Source organism: Streptomyces sp. CS113 (assembly GCF_002188365.1).
In the GTDB taxonomy this organism is placed as follows: Bacteria; Actinomycetota; Actinomycetes; order Streptomycetales; family Streptomycetaceae; genus Streptomyces; species Streptomyces tendae.
Window position 1 is genome coordinate 8,093,734 of the sequence record NZ_KZ195574.1, and the last position, 26,005, is coordinate 8,119,738.

Consider the following 26,005-nt stretch of genomic DNA (forward strand, 5'->3'; position numbering starts at 1 on the left):
GCTCCTGACGTGTACGGACGGTGACGCCGCCGACGAACACCGTGGTCGACGGTGCTCGGAGGCTAGCTCAGCCGCAGGCGACGGGGGGCCGGGAACGCAGAAGTGTTCCCACCCGGTGATCCGGCCGGATCGGGGGACTCGGGGGGACATGACGTACGTGAATCCCGATCCCGAACCCCGGCTCAGCACCGGTCTGGAGCCCGGCGGCGGCGTGCCGCCCGGGGAGACCCCGCCGGCGGAGAGCAGCATGCCCGAGGCAGGCCCCCAGGACCTGCTCAGCAACCCGGCCAAGGGCTGGAGCAAAGGGCCGATGACCGTGATCGCCGCGGTCGTGCTGATCTTCGCGGTGGGTCTCCTGGGCTACGCCCTGGCCCTGATCTACTGACGCCCCTCCACCGCCCTCCACCGACGCCCGGGGTGACGCCTCAGGCCGCCTGGGTGCGGCGCACGCACGCGGCGACGACCTCCCGCAGGCTGCCCGTGCGCTCCAGCAGCTCGCGCTGCACGCGGGCCCCGTTGCCGTGCCGCAGCAGCGTGTCGACACCCTCGCGCACCCGGTCCAGGTCACCCGCGGCCGCGAGAGCCTCCCCGGCATGCTCGAGCAGGTCCCGCACGACCGTCGCGGCCGGCATCCGCCGCATCGTCGCCGGGTGCAGCAGCTCCCCGGTCAGCCCCGAGCGGGCGGCCCGCCACGCCGCGAGGCGGAGCAGGCTCACGCTGTCCTCGGCCGGTTCCTTGCCCCGGCGCCACTCCTCGGCGGCCGTGTCGACCAGCGCGCGGGCGAGTGCGGCGAGGACGACGGCCGTGGAGGCGTCCAGGCAGACGTCCGCGACCCGGAACTCGACCGTCGGATACCGCTGGGAGAGCCGGACGTCGAAGTAGACCATCCCGTCGTCCAGGATCGTCCCGGTCGCCAGCATGTCCGCGACCCGGCGGTGGTAGCGCTCCGCCGAGCGGAACAGCTCCGTGGGACCGGCCGACGGCCAGCGCTGCCAGACCCGGCTGCGATAGCTGCTGTAGGAGGAGTCCCGGCCCTGCCAGAACGGCGAGTTCGCGCTGAGCGCGGCCAGCACCGGCAGCCAGGGCCGGACCCGGTCGATCACCGCGACGCCCTCCTCGTCGGACTCGACCGACACGTGCACGTGGCAGCCCAGGACCAGCTGTTCCTGGACCACGACGCCGTACTGCTCGGCCATCCACTCGTAGCGCCGGTTCACACCGATCGAGGGCGTCACCGGCAGCGGCGAGGTGGCGAGCGCGGCCACGGCGCAGCCGATCCCCCCGGCATGCCGGCCGGCCTCCTCGCGGCAGCGGACGATCTCCGCGTGGAGCAGCTCCATGTCCGACTGCGGATGCGTGGCGAACTCCAGCATCTGCTCGTGCAGCTCCTTCTCGAACACCTCCTGACCGGAGTCGTCCAGGAAGGCCCGGGCGAGCACGGCGGCGGACAGAGCCCGGGGATCGCCGGTCGCGGGATCGACCAGGAGGAGTTCCTCCTCCACTCCGACGGTGCGCACGTGGTGCCGCCTCTCTGCGGGCCGGTGTCACCGACCGACTGCCCCGGACAGCCGGTCGGACACCTGGTCGGCTCACAGGGCGTACGGCACCAGCCACACCGTCGCCAGCGGAGGCAGCGTGATCCGGATGCTCCCGTCCTGAGGCTTCACCGGGTCCGGGTTGGCCACACCGCTGCCGCCGTACTCCTCGGCGTCGGTGTTGAGCACCTCCTGCCACGCGTCGGCCTCGTCGCCGACGGCGAGCGCGTACGCGTCCCGCACCACCGGCGAGAAGTTCGACACCGCCAGCAGCGGAGTGCCGTCCGCGCCGTACCGCAGGAACGCGAAGACGTTGTCCTCGGCCGCGTCCACCGAGACCCACCGGAAGCCGGCCGGGTCGGTGTCGCGCTGCCACAGGGCGGGCGTGCGCGCGTAGCGGGTGTTCAGCTCGCGGACCAGGTCCTGGATCCCGCGGTGGTCGGACGCCGAGTGGTACCCCTCGTCCAGCAGCCACCACTCCGGGCCCTGCTTCTCCGACCACTCCGCGCCCTGCGCGAACTCCTGGCCCATGAAGAGCAGCTGCTTGCCGGGGTGGGCCCACATGAAGCCCAGGTAGGCGCGCACGTTCGCCCGCCGCTGCCACCAGTCGCCCGGCATCTTCGACACCAGCGCCTGTTTGCCGTGCACCACCTCGTCGTGGGAGATCGGCAGCACGTAGTTCTCGCTGTAGGCGTACACCATCGAGAACGTCATCTCGTGGTGGTGGTACTTGCGGTGCACCGGCTCGTGCGCGACGTACTCCAGCGAGTCGTGCATCCAGCCCATGTTCCACTTCAGGCCGAAACCCAGCCCGCCGGTGTCGGTCGGCCGGGTCACCCCGCCCCACGCGGTCGACTCCTCGGCGATGGTGACCACACCGGGGCAGCGCCGGTAGACGGTGGCGTTCATCTCCTGGAGGAAGGCCATGGCCGCCAGGTCCTCCCGGCCGCCGTACTGGTTGGGCTCCCACTGGCCGGAGTCGCGCGAGTAGTCCAGGTACAGCATCGAGGCGACGGCGTCCACGCGCAGCCCGTCGATGTGGAACTCCTCGCACCAGTACACGGCGTTCGCCACGAGGAAGTTGCGCACCTCGGTCCGCGCGAAGTCGAAGGTGTACGTCCCCCAGTCCGGGTGGGTCGCGCGCCGGTCGTCCCCGGGCTCGTACAGCGGATCCCCGTCGAAGCGGGCCAGCGCCCAGTCGTCCTTCGGGAAGTGCGCCGGCACCCAGTCCATGATCACGCCGAGTCCGGCCCGGTGCAGCGCGTCGACCAGGAAGCGGAAGTCGTCGGGCGAGCCCAGGCGGGCGGTCGGCGCGTAGAAGCCGGTGACCTGGTAGCCCCAGGACGGCCCGTAGGGGTGCTCGGCGACCGGCATCAGCTCGACGTGGGTGAAGCCCAGGTCCTTCACGTACGCGGGCAGTTCCTCGGCCAGCTCGCGGTAGGTCAGACCGGGCCGCCAGGACGGCAGGTGCACCTCGTACACCGAGAACGGCGCCTCGTGCACGGGCGTGTCGGCGCGGGTCCGCATCCACTGCGCGTCGCCCCACTCGTAGCGCGAGGCGGTGACCACGGACGCGGTGTTCGGCGGCTCCTCGGCCGCGCGGGCCATCGGGTCGGCCTTGAGGAACCGGTGCCCGTACCGGGAGTGGATCTCGAACTTGTACCGGGTGCCCTCGCCGACGCCCGGCAGGAACAGCTCCCACACCCCGGACGAACCCAGCGAGCGCATCGGGAACGCGGTGCCGTCCCAGTGCGTGAAGTCGGCGGCGACCCGCACGCCCTGGGCGTTCGGCGCCCACACCGTGAACCGGGTGCCGGTGACCCCCTCGTGCGTCATCGGCTCGGCGCCGAGGGCCTGCCACAGCTGCTCGTGCCGGCCCTCGGCGATCAGATGCAGGTCCAGCTCGCCGAGTGCGGGCAGGAAGCGGTACGGGTCGTGGGTCTCCTGCGGCTCGCCCTGCTTGTACGCCACCGCCAGCGTGTACGCCGGGATCTCGGTGAGCGGCAGCACGCCGGAGAACAGGCCGTCCCCCTCCGACCCGAGAACGTGGCGCTCGCCGGCCACGACCACGCTCACCTCGCGGGCGAAGGGGCGCAGCGTCCGGAAGGCGATGCCACCGGGTACCGGGTGGGCGCCCAGCAGGGCGTGCGGGTCGTGGTGGGCGCCCGCCAGCAGGCGCCCCCGGTCGTGGGGGTCCAGGGGCGGCGCGGTCGCGCACGCACCGGGTGCGGGCGCGACGGGACCGGACGGCTCGGGGATCGAGGTGTCGCGGAGGGCCACGGGTCAGTCTCCTCTCACGGCGAGTCGTTCGATCGCCGCCATGGGTACGGGAAGCCAGTCGGGGCGGTGCCGGGCCTCGTACAGCACCTCGTACACGGCACGGTCGGTCTCGTAGGCGCGCAGCAGACCGTGCTTCTTGCGGGGGTCCCATCCGGCGCGGGCGGCGTAGCCCGCGCAGAACGCCTCACGGCAGCGCCGCGCCCACTCCGGACGCCACGGGCGGCGCTGCCGGGCGGCGTAGTCGAAGGAACGCAGCATGCCCGCGATGTCCCGCACCGGGGAGTGGGCGCTGCGCCGCTCGGCCAGCGGGCGCGAGGGCTCGCCCTCGAAGTCGATGACGAACCAGTCCCGGCCGGCCCGCAGCACCTGACCCAGGTGCAGGTCGCCGTGGATGCGCTGGGCGGGCGGCCCCGAGTCGCAGGTCGACAGTGCCGCGAACGCCGCGCGCAGGCCCGGGACGAAGGGCTGGAGCGCCGGGACGCAGTGCGCCGCCGCCGTCAGCCGCTCGGTCATCGCCGCCGCCGTGCGGCCGTTCTCGCCGGGTGCGCCGACCGGGAAGGCGGAGGCCAGCGCGAGGTGCACGTCGCCCATCGCCTGCCCCAGCTCGTGGGCCTGCACGGTGAACTCGTCCCCGGCGGCGAGCGCGTTCAGGGACAGGGTCCAGCCGTCGGAGGCGCCGTGCAGGAAGGGCTGGAGCACGCCGAGCGTCGCCTGGTACGGATGGGTCGTGCGCATCCACGCCACCGGCGCCGGCACCCGGCCGCAGCCCTGCCGGGCCAGCGCGTCGGGTACCTCCAGGTCGGGGTTGACGCCGGGCTGGATGCGGCGGAACAGCTTCAGGATGAACTCGTCGCCGTAGATCAGCGAGGAGTTGGACTGCTCGGCGTCCAGCAGCCGCGGCGCGAGACCGCCGGGCACCGGCCGCGCGGGGTCGGCCTCGAAGCGCAGGGGGCCCGCCTTCCCCGGGTGCCGGAGCCGTTCCAGGAGCAGCTGTGCGGTCCGGGGGTCGTGCAGCGCGTCGTAGACCGTCCGCCCGGCCAGCGGCCCGTCCTGCACCTGCCCGATGACGGCCCGGCCCAGCCGCGGCGACGGCTGCTCGCGCACGCCGAGCAGCAACTGGTAGCAGTCCCCGGCCGACGGAGCGCCGCCCGGGAAGGCCGCGGAGCCCTGTCCGGTGTGCACCAGGAGGTGCAGACAGCCCGGGAACAGCTCGGTCATCGACAGCAGGCCCAGCTCGGCCACGGGCCGGTCCTTGCCCGCGAACCAGCGCTGGCGCGGCAGCCACTGGCGCAGCAACTCGCCGAGCGACGCCATCGGCTCGGCGAGCTGCCCGCGTCTCGTGCGCAGGGGTGCGGTCTTCGGCATGGTGACGCGTCCTTTCCTCGGCCCACGCTCAAGCGCGGCGGCCGATGCGGGATGCGACTCGGGTGAGCCGGAACCAGTAGAAGCCGTGGCCCCCGAGGGTCAGCAGGTACGGCAGTTCACCGATGGCGGGGAAGCGGACCCCGCCGAACAGCTCGACCGGATGGCGTCCGGCGAACTCGCGCAGGTCCAGCTCGGTGGGCTGGGCGAACCGCGCGAAGTTGTTCACGCACAGCACCAGGTCGTCCTCGTACTCCCGCAGGAAGGCGAGGACGGCGGGGTTGGAGGAGGGCAGCTCGGTGTAGGTGCCGAGGCCGAAGGCGGGGTTCTGCTTGCGGATCTCGATCATGCGGCGGGTCCAGTGCAGCAGGGACGAGGGCGAGGCCATGGACGCCTCGACGTTCGTCACCTGGAAGCCGTAGACCGGGTCCATGATCGTGGGCAGGTAGAGGCGGCCGGGGTCGCAGGTCGAGAACCCGGCGTTGCGGTCCGGGGTCCACTGCATGGGGGTGCGGACGGCGTCGCGGTCGCCGAGCCAGATGTTGTCGCCCATGCCGATCTCGTCGCCGTAGTAGAGGATCGGCGAGCCGGGCAGGGACAGCAGCAGGGCCGTGAACAGCTCGATCTGGTCCCGGTCGTTGTCCAGCAGGGTGGCGAGCCTGCGGCGGATGCCGATGTTGGCGCGCATGCGCGGGTCCTTGGCGTACTCCGCGTACATGTAGTCGCGCTCTTCGTCGGTGACCATTTCCAGGGTCAGCTCGTCGTGGTTGCGCAGGAAGATGCCCCACTGGCAGCCGGACGGGATGGCCGGGGTCTTGGCGAGGATTTCCGAGACGGGGTAGCGGGACTCGCGGCGCACGGCCATGAAGATGCGCGGCATGACCGGGAAGTGGAAGGCCATGTGGCACTCGTCGCCGCCGGTGGCGTAGTCGCCGAAGTAGTCGACCACGTCCTCCGGCCACTGGTTGGCCTCCGCCAGCAGCACGGTGTCCGGGTACTGCGCGTCGATCTCGCGGCGCACCCGCTTGAGGAAGGCGTGCGAGGCCGGCAGGTTCTCGCAGTTGGTGCCCTCTTCCGCGTACAGATAGGGCACGGCGTCCAGACGGTAGCCGTCGACCCCGAGGTCCAGCCAGAACTTCAGGGCGGCCAGCATCTCCTCCTGCACGGCCGGGTTCTCGTAGTTGAGGTCCGGCTGGTGGGAGAAGAACCGGTGCCAGTAGTACTGGCCGCGGACCGGGTCGTAGGTCCAGTTGGAGGCCTCGGTGTCGACGAAGATGATGCGGGCGTCGGCGTAGCGGGTGTCGTCGTCGGCCCAGACGTAGTAGTCGCCGTAGGGGCCGTCGGGGTTGGTGCGGGACTCCTGGAACCACGGGTGCTGGTCGCTGGTGTGGTTCATGACGAAGTCGATGATCACGCGCATGCCCCGCTGGTGGGCCGCGTCGATGAACTCCACGAAGTCGGCGAGGTCGCCGAACTCGGGCAGCACGGCGGTGTAGTCGGAGACGTCGTAGCCGCCGTCGCGCAGGGGCGACTTGAAGAAGGGCGGGAGCCAGAGGCAGTCCACGCCCAGCCATTGCAGGTAGTCCAGTTTGGCGGTGAGGCCCTTGAGGTCACCGACGCCGTCGCCGTTGCTGTCGTGGAAGGAGCGGACGAGGACCTCGTAGAAGACGGCTCGTTTGAACCAGTCCGGGTCCCGGTCCTTGGCAGGGGTGTCCTCGAACTTGTCCGGCACGGGCTCGTTCACGGTCATGAGGCTGCGGACCCTTCGTTCCGGGGCGCGGCGGCGGAGGGCCGGCGGAGGTGGAAGACGTGGGCGGGGGCCCGGCCGGGCTCCAGGCGCACGTAGTTCGTGCGGCCCCAGTGGTAGGTCTCGTCCGTGAGTTCGTCGTGGACCGGCACCGACTCGTGCCAGTCCAGGCCGAGCTGCGGCATGTCGAGCGAGATCGTGGCCTCCTGGGTGCGGTGCGGATCGAGGTTGGCGACCACCAGGACGGTGTCGGACCCGGCGCGCTTGCTGTACGCGATGAGCGCGTCGTTGTCGGTCTGGTGGAAGCGGAGGTTCCTCAGCCGGTGCAGCGCGGGATGGGCGCGCCGGATGGTGTTGAGGCGGGTGATGAGGGGGGCGATGGTGGTGCCCTCGCGGGCGGCGCGGGTCCAGTCGCGGGGGGTGAGCTGGTACTTCTCGCTGTCGAGGTATTCCTCGCTGCCGTCGCGCAGGGGGGTGTTCTCGCAGAGTTCGTAGCCGCTGTAGATGCCCCAGGTGGGGGAGAGGGTGGCGGCGAGGACGGCGCGGACCTCGAAGGCGGGGCGGCCGCCGTGCTGGAGGTAGGCGTGCAGGATGTCGGGGGTGTTGGTGAACAGGTTGGGCCGCATGTAGGCGGCGGCCTCCCCGGACAGTTCGGTGAGGTACTCGGTGAGTTCCCGCTTGGTGTTGCGCCAGGTGAAGTAGGTGTAGGACTGCTGGAAGCCGATCTGGGCGAGGGTGGCCATCATGGCGGGGCGGGTGAAGGCCTCGGCGAGGAAGATGACGTCGGGGTCGGTGTGGTTGATGTCGGCGATGACGCGTTCCCAGAAGGCGACGGGTTTGGTGTGGGGGTTGTCGACGCGGAAGATGCGCACGCCGTGGTCCATCCAGTGGCGCAGGATGCGGACGGTTTCGGCGTGGAGGCCGTCGGGGTCGGTGTCGAAGGCGACGGGGTAGATGTCCTGGTACTTCTTGGGCGGGTTCTCGGCGTGGGCGATCGAACCGTCGGGGCGGTGGTGGAACCAGTCGGGGTGTTTGTGGACCCAGGGGTGGTCGGGGGAGCACTGGAGGGCGAAGTCGAGGGCGATCTCCAGGCCGAGGTTCGCGGCTTCGCGTACGAAGTGGTCGAAGTCGTCGAGGGTGCCCAGGGCGGGGTGGATGCTGTCGTGGCCGCCTTCGGGGGAGCCGATGGCCCAGGGGACGCCGACGTCGTCGGCGGAGGCGGTGAGGGTGTTGTTGCGGCCCTTGCGGTGGGTGGTGCCGATGGGGTGGATCGGGGGGAGGTAGACGACGTCGAAGCCCATGGCGGCGATCGCGGGGAGGCGGCGGGCGGCGGTGCGGAAGGTGCCGTGGGGCTGGGCGGGGGTGCCTTCGGAGCGGGGGAAGAACTCGTACCAGGCGCCGTACAGGGCGCGTTCCCGCTCGACCAGCAGGGGCAGCGGCTCGGAGGAGGTGACCAGGTCCCGCAGGGGGTGGCGGGCCAGGACCGCGTCCACCTCCGGCGTCAACGCCGCCGCCAGCCGGGTGGCCACGGGCAGCGAGTCGTCGTGCAGCGTCTTCGCCGCGTCCAGCACCACCGCCCGCCCCGCCTCCTTCGGCACCCCCGCGGCGGCCCGCCGGTACAGCTCGGCCCCCTCCTCGAGCACGAGGCCGGCGTCGATGCCGGCCGGGACCTTGATTCGCGCGATGTGCCGCCAGGTGGCGACGGGATCGCTCCACGCCTCCACCCGGTACGTCCAGTCGCCCGGTGCGCCCGGCGTGACCTCGGCGCCCCAGCGGTCGCTGCCCGGGGCCAGCTCCCGCATCGGCGTCCAGGGGCCCGGCCGGCCCTCGGGGTCCTTCAGCACGACGTTGGCGGCCACCGCGTCGTGCCCCTCGCGGAACACGGTGGCGGTGACCTCGAACGTCTCTCCCGTCACCGCCTTCGCCGGACGCCTGCCGTGCTCCACCACCGGCTGGACGTCCCGGACCGGGATACGTCCGATCCCCACGGTCGCGCTCATCCGCATCTCACCTCCGCCGTGCTCGGGGCCGGGCGCGCGCCCGGCCGATTGGGTTGGGCCGATCGGGTCACACCGCGCCCGAGGGGGCCTTGTGCCCCGACGGGGCGAGCCGTTCCGGCTGCTCCTGCGCATGGGTGACCAGGTTCGTCCGCAGATACCTTTCGGCGGCGTCCGCGGCCTCGCGTGCGCAGCGCTTCCCCATCAGCACGCAGAGGGTGTAGCCGGAGTCCTCGAAGGTGGTCCGGACGGTGACGTCCGTGGGGGACGCCAGCATCGAGCGTTCCCAGGCGCGGTAATGCCGCAGCTGCTGGGCGACTTCGCTCTTCGCGGGGAGCAGCATGGCCGGTCACCTTCCGGGCGGTCCGGTGGTACGGACGATCGGGTTCTGGACGGTCGAGTTCTTCACACATGGTGCATGGACGGTCACGCCCCGTCTTGTTGGATCTTCAACTGCTTTGCGGCACCCGTTTCCGCCCGTATTCCGGCCCCGAGCTGCTCGTGTTGCACGAATGGGCTACCGCTCCCACTCTGGAGTGACTCAGAAGCGATCAGCGCTCACGCTTCGTGATCGGGGAGCCCGTCCCCCAAGGGACGAGGAGGAGCGAGAGCCTTCGCGGTGAGGAGCCACGACGATGAAGACCGCAGTGCCCTGCTACTACCACCTCGACGTGGAAGTGAGCCCGGAACGGGTCGGACAGGTCAGGCGCATCCTGGCCGCTCACCTCCGGTTCTGGAACCTGGAGAACCTGGTCGAACCCGTCTGCTCGGGCGCCGAGATGCTGCTCCGGGCGATCGACGAGCACGCGAGCGACAAGAACACGTCGATCGAGATGTGGTGGAACCGCCAGCACCTGATCACAGCCGTAGCGGGCAACGACCACGCGCTCCGTCCCGACCAGGACCTCCGCAACTGCCTCCAGCACCTCGCCGCCAACAGCGACGGCTGGGGCTGCTGCGCCACCGACACCGGGGCGAAGGTCATCTGGTTCTCACGCCGCGCCCGCGCCGGCGAACGCGTCCCGCTGGTGGAGCGGTCGCCCGAGCCGATCACCCAGGAGGGGCTGGAAGTGCCGCGAGAGATCATGCCGGTGGCCCGGGTGGCCGGATGGGCACGTACCCGCGACGCCGTTCTGGAGGAGGCCCGGTGACCCGCGCCAGGCCGAACTGGAAGGGGTCGCCCGTGTGGAGCGGGCACCCCTACCCGCTGGGGGCGACGTACGACGGACAGGGCACCAACTTCGCCCTGTTCAGCGAGGTCGCCGAGCGGGTCGACCTGGTGCTCGTCGACGACGACGGCAACCACAGCAGCATCCCGCTGCCCGACGTCGACGGCTTCGTCTGGCACTGCTACCTGCCCGGCGTCGGCCCGGGCCAGCGCTACGGCTACCGGGTCCACGGTCCGTGGGCCCCGGCCGTCGGCCACCGCTGCAATCCGGCGAAGCTGCTCCTCGACCCCTATTCGCGGGCCGTGGACGGGCTGGTGGACAACCACGCCTCCCTCTTCGAGCGGGCCAGGGGCAAGGCCGACCCGGGCGACAGCGCCGGGCACACCATGCTCGGTGTGGTCACCGACCCCTTCTTCGACTGGGGCGACGACCGTCCGCCCCGGCGCCCGTACTCGGAGAGCGTCGTCTACGAGGCCCACGTCCGCGGACTCAGCCGCACCCACCCCGACGTGCCCGAGGAACTGCGCGGCACCTACGCGGGCCTCGCGCACCCCGCGGTCGTGGAGCACCTGACGTCCCTCGGCGTGACCGCGGTGGAACTGATGCCGGTGCACCAGTTCGTCCACGACGGCGTGCTCCAGGACCGGGGCCTGGCCAACTACTGGGGCTACAACACCATCGGCTTCTTCGCGCCCCACAACGGCTACGCCGCCCTCGGTACCCGCGGCCAGCAGGTCAGCGAGTTCAAGTCGATGGTCAAGACCCTGCACGAGGCCGGCCTCGAAGTCATCCTCGACGTGGTCTACAACCACACCGCCGAGGGCAACGAGAAGGGCCCCACCCTCTCGTTCCGCGGCATCGACAACGCCTCGTACTACCGCCTGGTGGACGGCGACTGGCAGCACTACTACGACACCACCGGCACCGGCAACAGCCTGCTGATGCGCCACCCCTACGTGCTCCAGCTCATCATGGACTCGCTGCGGTACTGGGTCACCGAGATGCACGTCGACGGGTTCCGCTTCGACCTCGCCGCCACTCTGGCCCGGCAGTTCCACGAGGTGGACCGGCTGTCCGCGTTCTTCGACCTGATCCAGCAGGATCCGGTGATCAGCCGCGTCAAGCTGATCGCCGAGCCCTGGGACGTCGGCGAGGGCGGCTACCAGGTGGGCAACTTCCCGCAGCTGTGGTCGGAGTGGAACGGCAAGTACCGCGACGCCGTACGGGACTTCTGGCGCGCCGGGGAGCACACGCTCGGCGAGTTCGCCTCCCGGCTGACCGGCTCCTCCGACCTGTACCAGCACAGCCGCCGCCGCCCCCGCGCCAGCGTCAACTTCGTCACCGCGCACGACGGGTTCACGCTGCGCGACCTCGTCTCGTACAACGACAAGCACAACGAGGCCAACGGCGAGGACAACCGGGACGGCGAGAGCCACAACCGCTCCTGGAACTGCGGCGTCGAGGGCGAGACCCGGGACCCGGCCGTCCGGGAGCTGCGCGGTCGCCAGCAGCGCAACTTCCTGGCCACGCTCCTGCTCTCGCAGGGCATCCCGATGATCTGCCACGGCGACGAACTGGGCCGCACCCAGCGCGGCAACAACAATGCCTACTGCCAGGACAACGAGATCTCCTGGGTCGACTGGCGGCTCGACGGCGAGCAGCGTGCGCTGCTGGACTTCGTCCGGCGCCTGATCGCGCTGCGCGCCGACCACCCGGTGCTGCGCCGGCGCCGCTTCTTCCGGGGGGAGACCCTCACCCACGCCGGGCAGCCGCTGCCCGACCTGGTGTGGCTGCTGCCCGACGCGCGGGAGATGACCGACGACGACTGGCAGCGCTCCGACGCGCACACCGTCGGCGTCTTCCTCAACGGGGACGCGATCGCCGAACCCGACCCCCGCGGCCGGCCCGTGGTCGACGACTCCTTCCTGCTGCTGCTCAACAGCCACTGGGAGCCGGCCGTCTTCCGCCTGCCCGACGCGGCCTACGGCGAACGCTGGACGGCCCTGGTCGACACCGCCGACCCGGAGGGCGTCCCGGACGAGGCCGAGCACAAGGCGGGCACCCGGCTGACCGTCGAGCAGCGCAGTCTGGTGCTGCTCTCCAGGCCCTCCCGCACCGGCCGGTGAGCCGGTGAGGTCAGCTGCCGAGACGGCGCGCGGTCACCGTGAACTGCGCGCCGTCGGCGTCCCGGAGCACCGCCTCGTCCGCGTCCAGCCGCAGCACGCTGCCGCCGTGCCGTTCCGCGGTGCGGGCGCAGGCCGTGACGTCCTCCACCGCGAAGTGGATCTGCCAGTGCGGCCGGACGGCCGGGTCGGGCGCGGCGCCGAGCGCTCCCGACTCGATGCGGGCCACGACCTCGCCCTCGTGGCGCAGGACCACCTCGTCGCCCTCGTACCGGACCTCGCAGCAGCCCTGCCCCGACGCCCACTCGAAGATCTCGCCGTAGAAGATCGCGGCGTCGAAGGCGTCGCGGGTGTGCAGCCGGATGAAGGCGGGACGCTTGGTGCGCCAGGTGTCCCAGTCCGAGAACAGCTCGCCCTCCCAGATGCCGAACGTCGCGCCGTCCCGGTCGGCGAGCAGGGCCGCCCGGCCCGGCGGCAGGGAGATCGGCCCGACCGCCGCGGTGCCGCCGCGCTCCTGCGCCCGCGACACGGCCTCGTCCGCGCTGCGCACGGCGAAGTACGGCGTCCACGCCACCGCCATCTGCCACATCGCGGCGACGGCGGCGATCCCGGCGACCGGCACCCCGTCGGCCAGGGCGATCCGGAAGGGCTCGCCCAGCCGGGCGGGCCGCCACTGCCAGCCCAGCACGGCGGAGTAGAACTCCTCGGTGGCCTCGAGATCACGGCTGGTGAGACTCACCCAGCAGGGGGCCCCGTACACGGAGTGCGTGGACAGGAGGCTCTCCCCGCGGGTGGAGGAGGTCGTGTCGTGGTTCATGTCAGTCGTGTCCTGGTCTCGTCCACCGGCAGCCACCGGCTCCACACCAGTGTCCGGCCGGGAGTGCGGCGGGCGCCTGGCGAGTACCCCGCACAGGGCGCCGAAACGGTGGCGCACCCGCCCCGGACGGCCCAGTGGCGCGATGGCGCCCGGCTGCCGAGGATGGAGACCCGGAGGTGACCATGCCCCCCATCGACGCGGCCCCGGCCCCCGGACCGGACCCGGATTCCGACTCGGACCAGATCTTCCGGTTGCAGGAGCAGGTCCGGCAGCTCAAGGAGGCCGTCGTCTCGCACGCCGTCGTCGACCAGGCGATCGGCGTGGTCATCGCGCTCGGCGGGGTGACGCCGGACGAGGGGTGGATCGTCCTGAAGGAAGTTTCCCAGCATACGAACATCAAACTCCGCAATGTGGCGGAAACGGTACTCATCTGGGGGCGCACCGGAGTGATGCCGCCGGAGATCCTGACCGCCCTGGAGGACCGGCTGGGGCGGCCCGTGTGCGGCGGGCCCGCGCTCAGCGGGCCTCCGTCAGGATCTCCTCGCGTATCCGGTCGAAACAGCCGGTGAGCAGCCGGGAGACGTGCATCTGGGAGATGCCCAGCTGCTGGGCGATGCGGCTCTGGGTCATTCCTCCGAAGAAACGCAGGTAGAGGATGGTGCGCTCGCGCTCGGGCAGTGCCTCCAGGCAGGGCCGCACGGCCACCCGGTCGACGACCGCGTCGAAGGCCGGGTCGGGGCCGCCCAGCGCGTCGCCGAGGGCGTACCCGTCGGTGCCGGGCATCTCCGCCTCCAGCGACAGGGCGGTGAAGCACTCCAGTGCCTCCATGCCGGTGCGCACCTCGACCGTGGTCAGCTGCGCGTGCTCGGCGATCTCCTCGACGGTCGGGGCGCGCCCCGGCGTGGTCTGCGCCAGCTCCTTCGCCGACCTGCGGACCCGGTTGCGCAGGTCCTGGATGCGGCGCGGCACGTGCAGCGTCCACATGTGGTCGCGGAAGTGCCGTTTGATCTCGCCGGTCACGGTCGGCACCGCGTACGCCTCGAAGGCGTGGCCGCGCTCGGGGTCGTAGTGGTCGACGGCCTTGACCAGGCCGAGGGCCGCCACCTGATAGAGGTCCTCCAGGTTCTCGCCGCGGCCCCGGAAGCGGACGGCGATCCGCTCCGCCATGGGCAGCCAGACCCGGATCAATTCGTCCCGCAGCGCCTTGCGCTCCGGTCCCTCGGGCAGCCCGGCGAGCCGCTCGAACGCCGCGGCCGTGTCGGGAGCGTCGTCGTGCGGGTGGGGCTGGGTTCTGCCGGCGACACGCATCACGCGCACCTCCCTCAGCAGGGGTGCTGGCAAGTCCTCGTATATATGGATACTGAGCGCGAATGCCCCGAACGGCCACTCGAACGGCCGCACACCGGTGACCGGACGGCCGCCCGGTCGCGGGACGTGATGTGCGGCACGCTCCCGGTGATCGTGCGGACCGGTGCCGGCGGATCGTCCCTGCGCAACGCTTGATCACCGATCAAACGGGACGAAGCCCCTGGCCACAGCGCATTCCGCTCATTTGACAGTGCGCTGAACGTACGGATAGGAAGCAGCGTCGAGAGGTCGAGAGGGGCACCGTGTACGAGCCGAACGTGGTCGGGGACTGGCAGGAGTACGACGAGCACGCCGGCCTGCGGGTCCGCGTCCACCGTCTTGAGCCGGCCGAGCCGCCGCGTGGCCGTGACGACGCCGCCGAGGGGCTGACGTACTTCCGGATCCGGGTGACCGTCGAGAACCGGGGCGGGCGGCACCTGGGCATCCACCTGGAGGACGGCCAGATCGACGTGCGGATCGGCCCCGACGGGGAGAGCGCCTTCCTCGACTGGCGCAACTCCCAGTTCATCGAGGGCTTCGACGTCTACCCGCTGCGCCGGGCCACGGCCGTGCTCTACGCGGCCGGGCCGGAGGCGAGCCTGAGCCAGGTGGACGTCCAGGTGCAGGTGCGGGTGGACGAGGAGTGGGCCGAGCGCAGGCTGTGGAGCGGCGCCCTCGGGCTGCCCGACGGTGCCGGCGCCACCCCGTGCGGCGCGGTACGCGACGACGGCCTCGCCCACCAGGTGAGCGCCTTCCTGCGGGGCCAGTCGGAGGACGGCTCGGCCTGACCCGCCGGGCGGCCGCCCCCACTGGGGCCCGACCGGACCCGGCTAGTGCGCGATGCCGTCGATGATCTCCCGGGCGCCCTGCCGCAGCAGGGCCACCGCGACCGAGGTGCCCAGCGTCGCCGGGTCGAGTCGGCCGGCCCACTCGTGGGCGTTCAGCCGGACCTTGCCGTCCGGGGTGAACACGCAGGCGCTCAGGGAGAGTTCGCCGCCGCGGTCCACCCGGGCGTAGCCGGCGATCGGGCTGTTGCAGTGCCCTTGCAGGACGTGCAGGAACATCCGCTCCGCCGTCGCCTCCCGGTGCGTCGCGGCGTGGCCGAGGCCGCTCACCGCGTCGATCAGGGCGCTGTCGCCCTCCCGGCACTGGAGCGCGAGGATGCCCGCGCCGATCGGCGGCATCATCGCCTCGGGGGAGAGGACCTCGCTGATCACGTCACCGCGGCCGATGCGCTCCAGACCGGAGACCGCGAGCAGCAGCGCGTCCGCCTCGCCCGCGGCGAGCTTCGCCAGCCGCCGGTTGGCGTTGCCGCGGAACGGCACGCACCGCAGGTGCGGGTGGGTGGCGGCCAGCTGGGCGACCCGGCGCACCGAGGACGTGCCCACGCGCGTCCCGTCGGGCAGCTCGTCCAGGGTGAGCCCGTCCGGGTGGACCAGCGCGTCCCGCACGTCGTCCCGCTCCAGGAACGCGGCGAACACCGTACCGGCGGGCAGCGGCCGGTCGGCGGGCACGTCCTTGACGCAGTGCACCGCGAGGTCGGCCTCGCCCGACAGCAGGGCGGCGTCGACCTCCTTGGTGAACGCCCCCTTGCCCTCCACCTGCGAGAGATCACCGAGCCACTTGTCGCCGGTGGTCTTCACCGGGACGACCTCGGTGCGCACGCCGGGGTGGAGGGCCGCCAGCTCGGCCCGGACGCGCTCGACCTGAGCCAGCGCCATGGGGGAGTCGCGGGAGACGATGCGGATCAGTTCGGGGGCGGACATGCGGACACGATAGTGCCCCGGGGCGCCTGGGGCGCACGCTTCGCCCGACCGGCCCCGGCCCGCCCCCTCGCGTCAGGCGTTCGGGTCGAAGGTGATGCCGGCGGGCTTGGCGGCGGCCAGGTGGGAGGCGAAACTGCCGTCCTTCAGACCGAAGTTGGCGCTGCCGAAGTCGTAGGCGCTCAGCTTCTCGCGCAGGCCCGCAGGGTAGCCGTTCCAGCCCACCAGGGCCGGGTACTGCCAGGTCCCCTCGTGGTTCTCCGGCGGCTCATCGCCCGAGGTCGCCAGGCGGAAGCAGTGCGTGCTGATGCCGTCCTTGTGGTAGACGATCTTCGGGTGGGTGCCGTCGAAGCGGACGGCGGAGCGCTCGTGCACGCTGAACGAGCCGTGGTTGGACGTCGACACGTACTGCACGGTGCCGTCCCGCACCCACACCACCACGTGCTCCCAGTCGTGCCGGTGGCCGCCGAGGCTCGTGCCGGGCAGCGCCTGGTCCTTCTCGAAGTAGAGGCCGTACATGTAGGCGCACCAGTCGCCGTCGCACTTGGCGCGCGCGTAGCCGTTGGTGTTGTCCAGGTCCACGGCGTCGCGGCAGTTGCCGTTGAGGGCGCCGGTCGGGTTCAGTCCGCCGTTGACCGCTCCGTCGGCGCCGATGGCCGGGGTGGGGTAGCAGCCGTCGGTGTCGTAGTCGTAGGCGGGCTGGTACGCCCGCTCCAGGCTGTCGGCGTTGCCGGGCAGCCCCGGCGGCGGGGCGGCGAACGCGGTGGCGGGAAAGGCGACGACGAGGGCGAGGGCACCGAGCGGCACGGTGAGCCATCTCCGGCGGGACGTCGCGGTGGTACGCGGGGACATCGCGTCCTCCTCAGGCTGGCGCAGCCCAACGGCTGTGGGGGGAAGGGGAGTTCAGGTTCCCCTCTTTTTCCTCCGGCGCCAAGGGTGCACAGGCGTCACCGCGGTGAAGGGCAGCCCAACAGCTGACCCCGCGTCACACGCTCACACCAGGTCGTCCGGAACGTCCGCGGCCGACTCCTCGGGCGCCAGGTCCGGGCGGAGCCTGAGCCAGGAGGGCTGGCGCAGCATGCCCTCCCGGGTGCGCGTGCTGTAGCGGACCTCGCCGACCAGCCGGGGCACCACCCAGCGGGCCCCCGGCACCCGCGGCACCGGGTCGAAGGGGCAGACGTCACTCGCGGCGGCGGCCAGCAGCGCGGCCAGCTCGGCGCGCTCGCCCGCGCTCCAGCCGGTGCCGACCCCGCCGACGTAGCGCAGCCGGCCCGCGGCGCGCTGGCCGACCAGGACGGCGCCGGGCAGGCCGCCGAGCCGTCCCTTGCCGGGGAGCCAGCCGCCGACCACGACGTCCTCGCTGCGCATGTTGCGGATCTTGATCCAGGCCCGGGAGCGGACCCCGGGCTCGTACACCGAGTCCAGCCGCTTGCAGACCAGCCCCTCCAGGCCGTGTTCGCGGGTGGCCCGCAGGGCCTGTTCGCCGTGTCCGACCAGCGCGGCCGGGGTCGACCACGACGGCCCGCTGAGGCCGAGGTCCGTCAGTTGCTCCCGGCGGGCGGTGTAGGGCAGGCGCAGCAGGGAGCGCCCGGCCAGGTGGAGGGCGTCGAACAGCACCAGGTGGACGGGGGCCCTCGCCGCCCGGTGCGCGGCCCGGCCGGGGGCGTGCGCGAGGCCCATCCGGGACTGGAGCAACTGGAAGTCGGCGCGGCCCTGTTGGTCCAGGGCCAGCACCTCGCCGTCCAGCACTGCGGGGGTCGCGCCGAGCGCGGTGGCGAGCGGCGCCAGCTCCGGATAGGCGGCGGTGATGTCCTGGCCGGAGCGGGCGCGCAGCAGGACGCTCCCGTCGCCGGGCAGGTAGACCACCACGCGCTGCCCGTCCTGCTTGGTCTCGTAGGCCCAGCGCGCGTCCTGCCCGGCGGACGGCAGGGCGCCGGGGGTGGCCAGCATCGGGGGGATCAGCGGCAGCTCCACGGGTCAGTACTCGACCCGCCCGGCCGCCGTCACGCGCGCCGCCCGCCAGGTTCGCCTGAACGGCGCCGGTCCCGGGCGGGACCGGCGCCGTCGCGGTCAGCGTACGGAGGCGGGCTCCGTCGCGGCGCCGTCGGCCGGTGCCGGGCCCGTCACGGGGCCGGCCGGACGGTGCCGGGGGATGAAGGACGCGATGGCGGCGGCCAGCAGGGCCGCGCCGGCGCCGATGGCCATGACCACCTTGAACGCGTTCTCGGACGGCAGGGCGAAGCCGCCGAGGTCGATGGTCAGCTGGGCCAGGATCACACCGGCGATGGCACTGGCGACCGACGTGCCCAGGGACCGCATCAGGGTGTTGAGGCTGTTGGCGGCGGCCGTCTCGCTCGGCGGCACCGCGCCCATGATCAGCGACGGCATGGCACCGTAGGCGAAGCCGATGCCGGCGCTGATGACGCAGGAGACCAGGACCAGGTGCCAGACCTCGGCCATCAGCACGATGTTCAGGCCGTAGCCGGCCGCCACGATCAGGGCGCCGATCATCAGCGTCACCTTCGGGCCCCTGGACTTGGAGACCTTCGCGGAGACCGGGGCGAACGCCATCATCACCAGACCGGACGGCGCCATCACGAGACCCGTGGTCAGCAGGGAGCGGCCGAGCCCGTAACCGGTGGCCTCGGGCAACTGCAACAGCTGCGGAAGGACCAGGGACATCGCGAACATCGAGAAGCCGATGGCGATGGACGCCAGGTTGGTGAAGAGCACCTGGCGGCGGGCGGTGGTGCGCAGGTCCACCAGGGGCTCCGGGGTGTGCAGCTCCCACCAGCCCCACACCAGCAGGATCACCACCGCGGCCGCGAACAGGCCGAGGGTGGTGCCCGAGGACCAGCCCCAGTCGGCGCCCTTGGAGATGGCCAGCAGCAGACTCGCGAGACCGGCGGCCATGCCGGCGCCGCCGAGCAGGTCGAAGCGGCCGCCGGTGCGTACCGCCGACTCGGGCACCAGCGTCAGTACCAGCACCAGGGAGACGGCACCGAGCGCGCCGGAGAGCCAGAACAGCATGTGCCAGTCGAGCTTGTCCGCGATCAGCGCGGCGGCGGGCAGGCCGAGCGCGCCGCCGACCCCGAGGGAGGCGCTCATCACGGCGGTGGCGCCGGCCAGCCGCTCGACCGGCAGTTCGTCGCGCATGATGCTGATGCCGAGCGGGATCACGGCGGCGGACAGGCCTTGCAGGGCGCGTCCGGCGACCATCGGGACCAGCGCGTCGCTCAGTCCGCAGACCACGGAACCGGCGATCAGCAGCACCAGGCTGAGCAGCAGCATCCGCCGCTTGCCGAACATGTCGCCGAGCCGGCCGACGACCGGGGTGGCCACCGCGGAGGCGAGCAGCGTGGCGGTCACCGCCCAGGCCGCGTCCGAGGCCGACGCGTCCAGGAGCTTCGGCAGCTCCGGGATGATCGGGATGACCAGGGTCTGCATCAGTGCGACGACGATTCCGGCCAGGGCCAGTACCGCCACCACGGCGTTCGGCCGTGGTGAGGCGGGGGAAGCGGGCATGGAGGAGCCTTTCGAGCAGTGAGTCGTGCGACGGGTGGGGAAACCGGAACGCGAGCTAATTAAGTCAGTCGCTTGAAGTATCCTACGGGGTGTGGCGGGCGAACGCCCGTCCGGGCCGGGCGGCGACCCGGCGACGCCGCGCCGTAGGCTTTCGTGCGAACGCGCCGCACCTCGGCGGACCTGCGACGACTCGAAGGGACTGGTCGTCGCGGGCGGTACGGAGAAAGTCCCGGCGCGGTGGTGATCATGGCGGGCAGAGCGGTCCGGACGGAACAGGTCAGCGCGACCCGGCAGCTGATCCTCACCACCGCTGAGCGGCTGTTCGCCGAGCACGGGGTGTACGCGGTCTCCAACCGCCAGGTCAGCGAGGCCGCCGGGCAGGGCAACAACGCCGCCGTCGGCTACCACTTCGGCACCAAAACGGACCTCGTCCGGGCCATCGCCCAGCGCCACTCGGCACGCGTCGAGGAACTGCGCGCCCGGCAGCTCGCCGCCCTCGGCGACTCGCCCGACCTGCGGGACTGGGTGGACTGCCTGGTCCGTCCCCAGTTCGACCACCTGGCGGCGCTGGGCAGCCCCACGTGGTACGCGCGGTTCTGCGCCCAGGTCATGACCGACCCGGCGCTGCGGGAGATCCTGACCGAGGAGTCCCGCGCCTCCGTATCCCTGCGGGCGATCATCGAGGGACGCAGCCGGTGCATGCCCGCGCTGCCGGACGAGGTCAGTGCGGAGCGCGGCGACATGGCCCGCCATCTCATCGTGCACACCGCGGAGGAGCGCGAGCGTGCCCTGGCCGAGAACCGGCCGACCCCGCGGGCCAGCTGGCAGGACGCGGCCGACGGCCTCGTCGACGCGATCGTGGGCATGTGGCTGGCGCCCGTCACGCCCCGGGGCGGAAAGTGACGGGCGCCGGAAGGTGAAGCGGCGCGGTCGTGTCGCGCTGCGCTGCGGTACGACCGAGTAGGCCCGGTCGCGCGGTGTGCGGCGGCCCGGCCACCGCGGTCGGCGTCCGCCTGCCGGTGCGGAAGCGGGGCGTGCACGGCTACCGGCTGGTGCTCGTCGGCGTCGGCGTCGGCGCCTCCGTCGTGCTGGGCTCGGCGACCGGCTTCCTCTGCGTGCGCGCCGACATCGGCAATGCGGCGCGGGCGGCGAGCTGGATGATCGGCTCGCTCGACGCCCGCGACCGGGCCGACGTGCGCGTCGCGGCGCTCGGACTGGTGGTGCTGGTCCCGGTCGTCCCGGTCGTCCCGGTCGTCCCGGTCGTCCCGGTCGTCCCGGTCGTCCCGGTGTACGGGCGGCGGCTGCGCCTGAGAGTCGTCCGGAACCCGTGCCGTCGACGGGCTGAACGGCGCCCCGCGCGTACGTGCCGACTCCCTGCCCTCGCCGCTCTCGCCGCCCACCGCTCCTTACCGTCGAGTAATATCGCGCGCCAGGCCCCCTGAGGAGGAACCGTGTCACGGTCCGAACGCTCGCCCCTGTTGCTCGCCGGCCTGCTGGCCACCGCGGGCGTCGCCCATTTCGCCCAGCCCCGCCCGTTTGACGCCACCGTCCCGCGCTCCCTGCCGGGCACCCCCCGGACCTGGACGTACGCCAGCGGCGTCGCCGAACTCGCGCTGGCCGCCGGACTCGCCGTGCCGCGCACCCGCAAGGCCGCCGCGCTGACCGCCGCCGCCTTCTTCGTCGGGGTGTTCCCGGCCAACGTCAAGATGGCCTGGGACTGGCGGCACCGCCCCGCCCCGCAGAAGGCCGCCGCGCTCGGACGGCTGCCCGTGCAGGTGCCGCTGGTGCTGTGGGCCCGCGCCGTCGCCCAGAGCAGCGGGAGCCGGTCATGAGCGCGCTGCCCGCCGTGGGCGACACCGTCGAGGACTTCACGCTGCCGGACCAGGACGGCACCCCGCGCCGCCTGTCCGACCTGCTCGCCGACGGCCCGGTCGTCCTGTTCTTCTACCCCGCCGCCCTGACCACCGGCTGCACCGCGGAGGCCTGTCACTTCCGCGACCTCGCCGCCGAGTTCGCCGCGGTCGGCGCCCGCCCCGTCGGCGTCAGCGGTGACGCCGTCGAACGGCAGCAGGAGTTCGCCGGGCGCCACACCCTGGGCATGCCGCTGCTGTCCGACACCGACGGCACGGTCCGCGAGCGGTTCGGGGTGAAGCGGGGCCTCAGCCTGGCTCCCACCAAGCGGGTCACCTTCGTCGTCGGGCAGGACCGCACCCTGCTGGAGGTCGTCCGCAGTGAGCTCAGGATGAACACGCACGCCGACCGCGCCCTCGCCGCGCTCCGCGCCCACCGGCGGTGACGGGACCACCCGCGACCCGCCCCGGTTGATACCGCATCGTCCTGGGATGATCCTGGACGGCATGGAGGATTCCTCCGCCGCGATGACCGTCGACGCCCGCGGACTGGTGACGGGCTGGAGCGACGGCGCGCGGCGGCTCACCGGACACGCGGCCGAGGAGGTCGTGGGGCGTCCCGCGCGGGACCTGCTCGCGCGGGACGCCCCCACCCGCCCCCTGTCCCGCACCGACCCGGCCGGCACCGCGCTGTCCGGCACCGTGGTGGTCCGCCACCGCGACGGCCGCCCGGTCGGCCTCAGAGTGCGCGTCTGCCCCCTGCGGGGCGCCGACGGCGCTCCCGGCGGCTACCTGGCGACCGCCGACGCACCCGGCGGCCCCGCGCCCGACCTGATCGACGACGCCGTACGGCAGGCCTCCCTGTCCATGTCCGTCCTCGACCCCGAACTGCGCTTCGTGCACGTCAACGACACCGCGTGCCGGATGCTTGGCCGGTCGGCCGAGGAACTGCTCGGCCGCGGCCTCTCCGACACGCTGGCCGACTTCGAGGGCGACGCGCGGAGCTTCCTGCACCATCTGCGGGTCGTCGCCGACCGGGGGCAGGCCGTCCAGTACGAGAGCTACGCCCCCGCGCCGGCCGGCAGCTGCCCGCACGCCTGGACCGTGGAGATCTGGCCGGTCCACGACGCGTCCGGCACCCTCGTCGCCGTCGCCATGGCGGCGCTGGAGAGCACCGAACAGCACCGGGCCCGGGAGCGGCTGGCCCTGCTGAACGCGGCCGGCGCCGTGGGCAGCACCCTCGACGTGGTCCGTACCGCCGAGGAACTGGTCGGGCTCCTCGTGCCCCGGTTCGCGGGTTTCGCCAGCGTCGACCTGCTCGACTGGGTGCTCGGCACCGAAGAACCCCTCGCCGGGCCGACCGGGACCGGCGAACTGCGCCGGGTGGCCCACGCCTCCGCCACCGAGGGATTCCCCACGCCCGCCGTGCACCTCGGCGGGCAGGAGGTCCACCCGGCCGACAGCCCGCCCGCCCGGGCCGTGCGGGAGGGCCGCGTCGTCCTCAGCGGGCCCGGCGACCCGGAATTCGACCGGTGGATGCGGGCCCGCGAGGCCGAGACCCCGCACAACCGCCCGTTCCGCGAAGCGGTCTGCTCGACCCTGTCCGTGCCCCTGCGCGCCCGCGGCACCACCCTGGGCGTCGCGCTGGCCGCCCGGACCGTACCCAGGGAGCCGTACGCCACGGAGGACGCCGTGCTGGCCGAGGAACTGGTCTCCCGGGCCGCCGTCTCCGTGGACAACGCCCGCCGTTTCGCGCGCGAGCGCTCCACGGCCCTGGCGATCCAGCACAGCCTGCTCCCCAGGGACCTGCCCGGTCAGGCCGCGGTCGAGGTGGCCCACCGCTACCTCCCCTCCGCGTCTGCGGCGGGCATCGGCGGCGACTGGTTCGACGTCATCCCGCTCTCCGGCACCCGCGTCGGCCTCGTCGTCGGCGACGTCGTGGGCCACGGCATCCCGTCCACGGCGACCATGGGCCGCCTGTGCACGGCCGTCCGCACCCTCGCCGACGTCGATCTGCCCCCCGACGAGCTCCTCACCCACCTCGACGACCTCGTCACCCACCTCGCGGCCGGCGGCGCGAACGACGGCGGCGAGGCGGAGACCGCGGAACTGGGCGCCACCTGCCTGTACGCCGTGTACGACCCCGTCTCCCGCCGCCTGGCCCTGGCCGCCGCCGGTCACCCCGCGCCCGCACTCCTCCTCCCGGACGGCACCACCCGCCTCGTCGCCATGTCCGCAGGACCGCCGCTCGGCGTCGGCGGACTGCCCTTCGAGGCGACGGAGCTGGAGGTGCCCGAGGGCTCCGTCGTCGCCCTCTACACCGACGGACTGGTCGAGGACCGCGACCGCGACGTCGACCACGCCACCACGGAACTGTGCCGGGCGCTGGCCGCTCCCGCGACCTCCCTGGACGCCCTGTGCGACGGCGTGCTCAAGGCCGTACTGCCCGAGGAGCCCGGCGACGACGTCGCCCTGCTGCTGGCCCGCACCCGGGCGCTGGGCGAGGACCGGGTACGCATCTGGGACGTCCCTCTGGACCCCGCCGGAGTGGCCGCCACCAGGCGGTCGGTCGGCGAACAGCTGACGGCGTGGGGGCTGGACGACACGGCCTTCGTCACCGAACTCGTCGTCAGCGAACTGGTCACCAACGCGATCCGGTACGGCGAGCCGCCCATCCAGTTGCGCCTCATCCGTCACACCGCGCTCATCTGCGAGGTGTCCGACGCCAGCTCCACCTCGCCCCACCTGCGCCGCGCCCACGCCTTCGACGAGGGCGGCCGGGGGCTGCTTCTGGTCGCCCAGCTCACCCAGCGGTGGGGCAGCCGCCAGACGGACACCGGCAAGACCATTTGGGCCGAACAGGCGCTGCCCGTCCAGTGAGCCGGCCGCACGGACCCCCCGGGTACGGCCCCCGCCGGGTGCGGCCCTGCACCGCGGGCCGCTACTCCCCGCCCTCCTCCGCCGCCACCCGCGCCAGCGTGCGGCCGGTGCGCGCGGACCGGGCCCGCCGGGGATCCGGGGTGCCGTGCCCGCGTCCGCCGCCGGCCGTCTTCACCAGCAGCCACGCCGCGTCCGCACCGGCGCCGCCGTCCGGGCCGCCGCGGAACCGGGTCAGCGCGTACTCGCCGCGCAGCTTCGCGCCGTGCAGCCGGAACCTGGCGTGCCCGTGCGCCAGCGACTCGGCGAAGTCGACCGGCCGGCCCCGGCGGTCGTGGCTCAGCGGCTCGTAGGTGCCGTGGTCCCAGACGATGACCGTGCCGCCCCCGTACTCACCCGCCGGGATCACGCCCTCGAACTCCTCGTACTCCAGCGGGTGGTCCTCCGTCGGCACCGCGAGCCGCTTGTCGCTCGGGTCCGCCGACGGCCCCTTCGGCACCGACCAGGACTTCAGTACGTCGGCCACCTGAAGCCGGAAGTCGAAGTGCAGGGTGCTCGCGTCGTGGATCTGCACGACGAAGCGCGGCGCCCCGCCCTCACCGGCGGGCCCGCCCGCGCCCCGCGCCTCCCGCCCCGCGGGCTCGCCGGTCCGGCCGAAGTCCCGTTTGCCGTGGTAGTCCCGCAGCCCGTCGCCGCCCTCGCCGTCCACCTGGCACTCCTTCCCGGAAGACCCTCGGTTACCGCCGGGGCCGGGTACCCCGCTCAGAACTCCTCGTGCACCTCCGGGTCGCCGCCGATCCGCCGGTGGGCGCGGTCCGCCACCGCGCGCAGCTGGCCGGCGTCCAGCTCGAAGCCGAAGACGTCCAGGTTCGCCCGCTGCCGCGCCGGGTCGGCGGACTTCGGGATCGGCACCGCGCCCAGCTGGGTGTGCCAGCGCAGGACCGCCTGGGCGGGGGTCACACCGTGCGCCGCGGCGACGGCGGCGACGGCGGGATCGTCGAGCAGGTCGCTGCCCCGGCCCAGCGGGCTCCAGCTCTCGGTGCGGATGCCCTTGCGCTCGTGGTAGGCGCGCAGCTCGTCCTGCGGGAACAGCGGGTGCAGCTCGATCTGGTTGACGGACGGCAGGACACCCGTCTCCTTCTCCAGCCGCTCGATGTGCTCCGCCGTGAAGTTGGAGACCCCCACCGACCGCACGAGGCCGTCCTCGCGCAGCTTGACCATGGCCTTCCAGGAGTCGACGTACTTGTCCACCCGCGGCAGCGGCCAGTGGATCAGGTACAGGTCGACGTACTGCACCCCGAGCCGCGCCCGGGACTCCTCGAACGAGGCGAGCGTCTCCTCGTAGCCGTGGTGCCGGCCGGGCAGCTTGGTCGTCACGACGATCTCCTCGCGGGGGAGACCGGCGGAGGCGATCCCGCGGCCGACGCCGGTCTCGTTGCGGTAGTTCGTCGCCGTGTCGATCAGGCGGTACCCCGCCTCGACGGCCTCGCGGACCGCCCGCTCGGCCTCGTCGTCCCCCATCGGCCAGGTGCCCAGGCCCAGGGCGGGGAGTGTGGTGCCGTCGTTGAGCGTGTACGCCGGGATGCTGATCACCGTGGGACCTTCCCTCGACT

The 26,005-nt window shown here is 72.8% G+C and carries 24 protein-coding genes; 10 read left to right on the top strand and 14 right to left on the bottom strand.

Translation table 11 applies throughout. The features are described from left to right. The first annotated feature begins 148 nt into the window (after positions 1-148). Positions 149-385, top strand: coding sequence for a DUF6480 family protein (locus B9W62_RS36555; protein WP_087811186.1), 237 nt, complete (start codon positions 149-151; stop codon positions 383-385). Between the two features lie 40 nt (positions 386-425). Here B9W62_RS36555 and B9W62_RS36560 read toward each other — a convergent pair whose 3' ends face one another. The 6 genes from B9W62_RS36560 to B9W62_RS36585 all read right to left on the bottom strand — a co-directional run bounded on the left by B9W62_RS36560 (position 426) and on the right by B9W62_RS36585 (position 9,264). Then, positions 426-1,517 (bottom strand): glutamate--cysteine ligase, encoded by a 1,092-nt coding sequence (locus B9W62_RS36560; protein WP_087811187.1) that lies wholly within the window; start codon positions 1,515-1,517, stop codon positions 426-428. A 72-nt stretch (positions 1,518-1,589) separates the two neighbouring features. Then, a complete protein-coding gene (glgB, locus tag B9W62_RS36565) occupies positions 1,590-3,815 on the bottom strand; it encodes a 1,4-alpha-glucan branching protein GlgB (protein ID WP_087811188.1) in 2,226 nt (741 codons plus the stop codon). 3 nt (positions 3,816-3,818) lie between these two features. Then, entirely contained in the window at positions 3,819-5,180 is a 1,362-nt protein-coding gene (locus tag B9W62_RS36570; RefSeq protein WP_087811189.1) for a maltokinase N-terminal cap-like domain-containing protein, read from the bottom strand. 28 nt (positions 5,181-5,208) lie between these two features. After that, positions 5,209-6,927 carry a maltose alpha-D-glucosyltransferase gene (gene treS / locus B9W62_RS36575; protein WP_087811190.1) on the bottom strand — a complete coding sequence of 573 codons (1,719 nt, stop codon included), beginning with the start codon at positions 6,925-6,927 and terminating at the stop codon, positions 5,209-5,211. Then, positions 6,924-8,930: an alpha-1,4-glucan--maltose-1-phosphate maltosyltransferase gene (locus B9W62_RS36580; RefSeq protein WP_087811191.1), complete on the bottom strand. Its 2,007-nt coding sequence runs from the start codon at positions 8,928-8,930 to the stop codon at positions 6,924-6,926. Before B9W62_RS36580 ends, treS begins: the two co-directional genes overlap by 4 nt. A 61-nt stretch (positions 8,931-8,991) precedes the next feature. Continuing rightward, positions 8,992-9,264, bottom strand: a complete 273-nt coding sequence (locus tag B9W62_RS36585) for a DUF5133 domain-containing protein (protein WP_087811192.1) — start codon at positions 9,262-9,264, stop codon at positions 8,992-8,994. A gap of 292 nt (positions 9,265-9,556) precedes the next feature. Here B9W62_RS36585 and B9W62_RS36590 point away from each other — a divergent pair, with 292 nt between their 5' ends. Together B9W62_RS36590 and glgX are read left to right on the top strand one after the other, a co-directional pair. After that, positions 9,557-10,072, top strand: coding sequence for a pep a2 (locus B9W62_RS36590; protein WP_087811193.1), 516 nt, complete (start codon positions 9,557-9,559; stop codon positions 10,070-10,072). Continuing rightward, positions 10,069-12,216: a glycogen debranching protein GlgX gene (gene glgX, locus B9W62_RS36595; protein WP_087811194.1), complete on the top strand. Its 2,148-nt coding sequence runs from the start codon at positions 10,069-10,071 to the stop codon at positions 12,214-12,216. Before B9W62_RS36590 ends, glgX begins: the two co-directional genes overlap by 4 nt. 10 nt (positions 12,217-12,226) lie before the next feature. On the opposite strand, the gene B9W62_RS36600 is transcribed toward glgX, so the two are convergent. Further along, positions 12,227-13,030 (bottom strand): VOC family protein, encoded by an 804-nt coding sequence (locus B9W62_RS36600; RefSeq protein ID WP_179235850.1) that lies wholly within the window; start codon positions 13,028-13,030, stop codon positions 12,227-12,229. 182 nt (positions 13,031-13,212) lie between these two features. On the opposite strand from B9W62_RS36600, the gene B9W62_RS36605 reads away from it, so the two are divergent. Then, positions 13,213-13,599 carry an ANTAR domain-containing protein gene (locus tag B9W62_RS36605; protein ID WP_087812273.1) on the top strand — a complete coding sequence of 129 codons (387 nt, stop codon included), beginning with the start codon at positions 13,213-13,215 and terminating at the stop codon, positions 13,597-13,599. Here the strand turns inward: B9W62_RS36605 and B9W62_RS36610 are convergent. Continuing rightward, positions 13,547-14,338: a SigB/SigF/SigG family RNA polymerase sigma factor gene (locus tag B9W62_RS36610; protein WP_087811195.1), complete on the bottom strand. Its 792-nt coding sequence runs from the start codon at positions 14,336-14,338 to the stop codon at positions 13,547-13,549. The genes B9W62_RS36605 and B9W62_RS36610 overlap by 53 nt on opposite strands. 302 nt (positions 14,339-14,640) lie before the next feature. Here B9W62_RS36610 and B9W62_RS36615 point away from each other — a divergent pair, with 302 nt between their 5' ends. Then, positions 14,641-15,165 (top strand): hypothetical protein, encoded by a 525-nt coding sequence (locus B9W62_RS36615; protein ID WP_087811196.1) that lies wholly within the window; start codon positions 14,641-14,643, stop codon positions 15,163-15,165. A 42-nt stretch (positions 15,166-15,207) separates the two neighbouring features. On the opposite strand, the gene hemC is transcribed toward B9W62_RS36615, so the two are convergent. From hemC to B9W62_RS36635, 4 genes are all read right to left on the bottom strand, one after another. Continuing rightward, positions 15,208-16,143 (bottom strand): hydroxymethylbilane synthase, encoded by a 936-nt coding sequence (gene hemC, locus B9W62_RS36620; RefSeq protein ID WP_087811197.1) that lies wholly within the window; start codon positions 16,141-16,143, stop codon positions 15,208-15,210. Between the two features lie 72 nt (positions 16,144-16,215). Continuing rightward, the gene (locus B9W62_RS36625) at positions 16,216-16,992 is read right to left on the bottom strand and encodes an NPP1 family protein (protein WP_087811198.1); all 777 of its coding nucleotides are present in this window, start codon (positions 16,990-16,992) and stop codon (positions 16,216-16,218) included. Between the two features lie 141 nt (positions 16,993-17,133). Beyond that, on the bottom strand, positions 17,134-18,114 hold the full coding sequence (gene ligD, locus B9W62_RS36630) for a non-homologous end-joining DNA ligase (protein ID WP_087811199.1): 981 nt from the start codon (positions 18,112-18,114) through the stop codon (positions 17,134-17,136). Between the two features lie 96 nt (positions 18,115-18,210). Beyond that, positions 18,211-19,665: an MFS transporter gene (locus B9W62_RS36635; protein ID WP_087811200.1), complete on the bottom strand. Its 1,455-nt coding sequence runs from the start codon at positions 19,663-19,665 to the stop codon at positions 18,211-18,213. A gap of 246 nt (positions 19,666-19,911) precedes the next feature. On the opposite strand from B9W62_RS36635, the gene B9W62_RS36640 reads away from it, so the two are divergent. From B9W62_RS36640 to B9W62_RS36660, 5 genes are all read left to right on the top strand, one after another. Continuing rightward, positions 19,912-20,568: a TetR/AcrR family transcriptional regulator gene (locus B9W62_RS36640; protein ID WP_087812274.1), complete on the top strand. Its 657-nt coding sequence runs from the start codon at positions 19,912-19,914 to the stop codon at positions 20,566-20,568. 74 nt (positions 20,569-20,642) lie between these two features. Beyond that, positions 20,643-21,107 carry an iron chelate uptake ABC transporter family permease subunit gene (locus B9W62_RS36645; protein ID WP_087811201.1) on the top strand — a complete coding sequence of 155 codons (465 nt, stop codon included), beginning with the start codon at positions 20,643-20,645 and terminating at the stop codon, positions 21,105-21,107. A 9-nt stretch (positions 21,108-21,116) separates the two neighbouring features. Next, positions 21,117-21,497 carry a DoxX family protein gene (locus B9W62_RS36650; RefSeq protein WP_087811202.1) on the top strand — a complete coding sequence of 127 codons (381 nt, stop codon included), beginning with the start codon at positions 21,117-21,119 and terminating at the stop codon, positions 21,495-21,497. Then, positions 21,494-21,961, top strand: a complete 468-nt coding sequence (locus tag B9W62_RS36655) for a peroxiredoxin (RefSeq protein WP_087811203.1) — start codon at positions 21,494-21,496, stop codon at positions 21,959-21,961. Before B9W62_RS36650 ends, B9W62_RS36655 begins: the two co-directional genes overlap by 4 nt. A 61-nt stretch (positions 21,962-22,022) precedes the next feature. Then, on the top strand, positions 22,023-24,395 hold the full coding sequence (locus B9W62_RS36660; RefSeq protein WP_179235851.1) for a SpoIIE family protein phosphatase: 2,373 nt from the start codon (positions 22,023-22,025) through the stop codon (positions 24,393-24,395). A gap of 61 nt (positions 24,396-24,456) precedes the next feature. Here B9W62_RS36660 and B9W62_RS36665 read toward each other — a convergent pair whose 3' ends face one another. Both B9W62_RS36665 and B9W62_RS36670 read right to left on the bottom strand, forming a co-directional pair. Then, entirely contained in the window at positions 24,457-25,101 is a 645-nt protein-coding gene (locus B9W62_RS36665) for a DNA polymerase ligase N-terminal domain-containing protein (RefSeq protein ID WP_087811205.1), read from the bottom strand. Between the two features lie 53 nt (positions 25,102-25,154). Continuing rightward, positions 25,155-25,985 (bottom strand): aldo/keto reductase, encoded by an 831-nt coding sequence (locus B9W62_RS36670; protein WP_087811206.1) that lies wholly within the window; start codon positions 25,983-25,985, stop codon positions 25,155-25,157. Positions 25,986-26,005 lie beyond the last annotated feature (20 nt).

What these genes read in the sequence shown, in the direction of transcription:
- B9W62_RS36580 (WP_087811191.1), bottom strand. Translation starts at nt 8,930, where the DNA reads ATGCGGATGAGCGCGACCGTGGGGATCGGACGTATCCCGGTCCGGGAC.
- B9W62_RS36590 (WP_087811193.1), top strand. Translation starts at nt 9,557, where the DNA reads ATGAAGACCGCAGTGCCCTGCTACTACCACCTCGACGTGGAAGTGAGC.
- B9W62_RS36585 (WP_087811192.1), bottom strand. Translation starts at nt 9,264, where the DNA reads ATGCTGCTCCCCGCGAAGAGCGAAGTCGCCCAGCAGCTGCGGCATTAC.
- B9W62_RS36555 (WP_087811186.1), top strand. Translation starts at nt 149, where the DNA reads ATGACGTACGTGAATCCCGATCCCGAACCCCGGCTCAGCACCGGTCTG.
- B9W62_RS36635 (WP_087811200.1), bottom strand. Translation starts at nt 19,665, where the DNA reads ATGCCCGCTTCCCCCGCCTCACCACGGCCGAACGCCGTGGTGGCGGTA.
- B9W62_RS36570 (WP_087811189.1), bottom strand. Translation starts at nt 5,180, where the DNA reads ATGCCGAAGACCGCACCCCTGCGCACGAGACGCGGGCAGCTCGCCGAG.
- B9W62_RS36660 (WP_179235851.1), top strand. Translation starts at nt 22,023, where the DNA reads ATGGAGGATTCCTCCGCCGCGATGACCGTCGACGCCCGCGGACTGGTG.
- hemC (WP_087811197.1), bottom strand. Translation starts at nt 16,143, where the DNA reads ATGTCCGCCCCCGAACTGATCCGCATCGTCTCCCGCGACTCCCCCATG.
- B9W62_RS36655 (WP_087811203.1), top strand. Translation starts at nt 21,494, where the DNA reads ATGAGCGCGCTGCCCGCCGTGGGCGACACCGTCGAGGACTTCACGCTG.
- B9W62_RS36610 (WP_087811195.1), bottom strand. Translation starts at nt 14,338, where the DNA reads ATGCGTGTCGCCGGCAGAACCCAGCCCCACCCGCACGACGACGCTCCC.
- B9W62_RS36625 (WP_087811198.1), bottom strand. Translation starts at nt 16,992, where the DNA reads ATGTCCCCGCGTACCACCGCGACGTCCCGCCGGAGATGGCTCACCGTG.
- B9W62_RS36600 (WP_179235850.1), bottom strand. Translation starts at nt 13,030, where the DNA reads ATGAACCACGACACGACCTCCTCCACCCGCGGGGAGAGCCTCCTGTCC.
- B9W62_RS36640 (WP_087812274.1), top strand. Translation starts at nt 19,912, where the DNA reads ATGGCGGGCAGAGCGGTCCGGACGGAACAGGTCAGCGCGACCCGGCAG.
- B9W62_RS36605 (WP_087812273.1), top strand. Translation starts at nt 13,213, where the DNA reads ATGCCCCCCATCGACGCGGCCCCGGCCCCCGGACCGGACCCGGATTCC.
- treS (WP_087811190.1), bottom strand. Translation starts at nt 6,927, where the DNA reads ATGACCGTGAACGAGCCCGTGCCGGACAAGTTCGAGGACACCCCTGCC.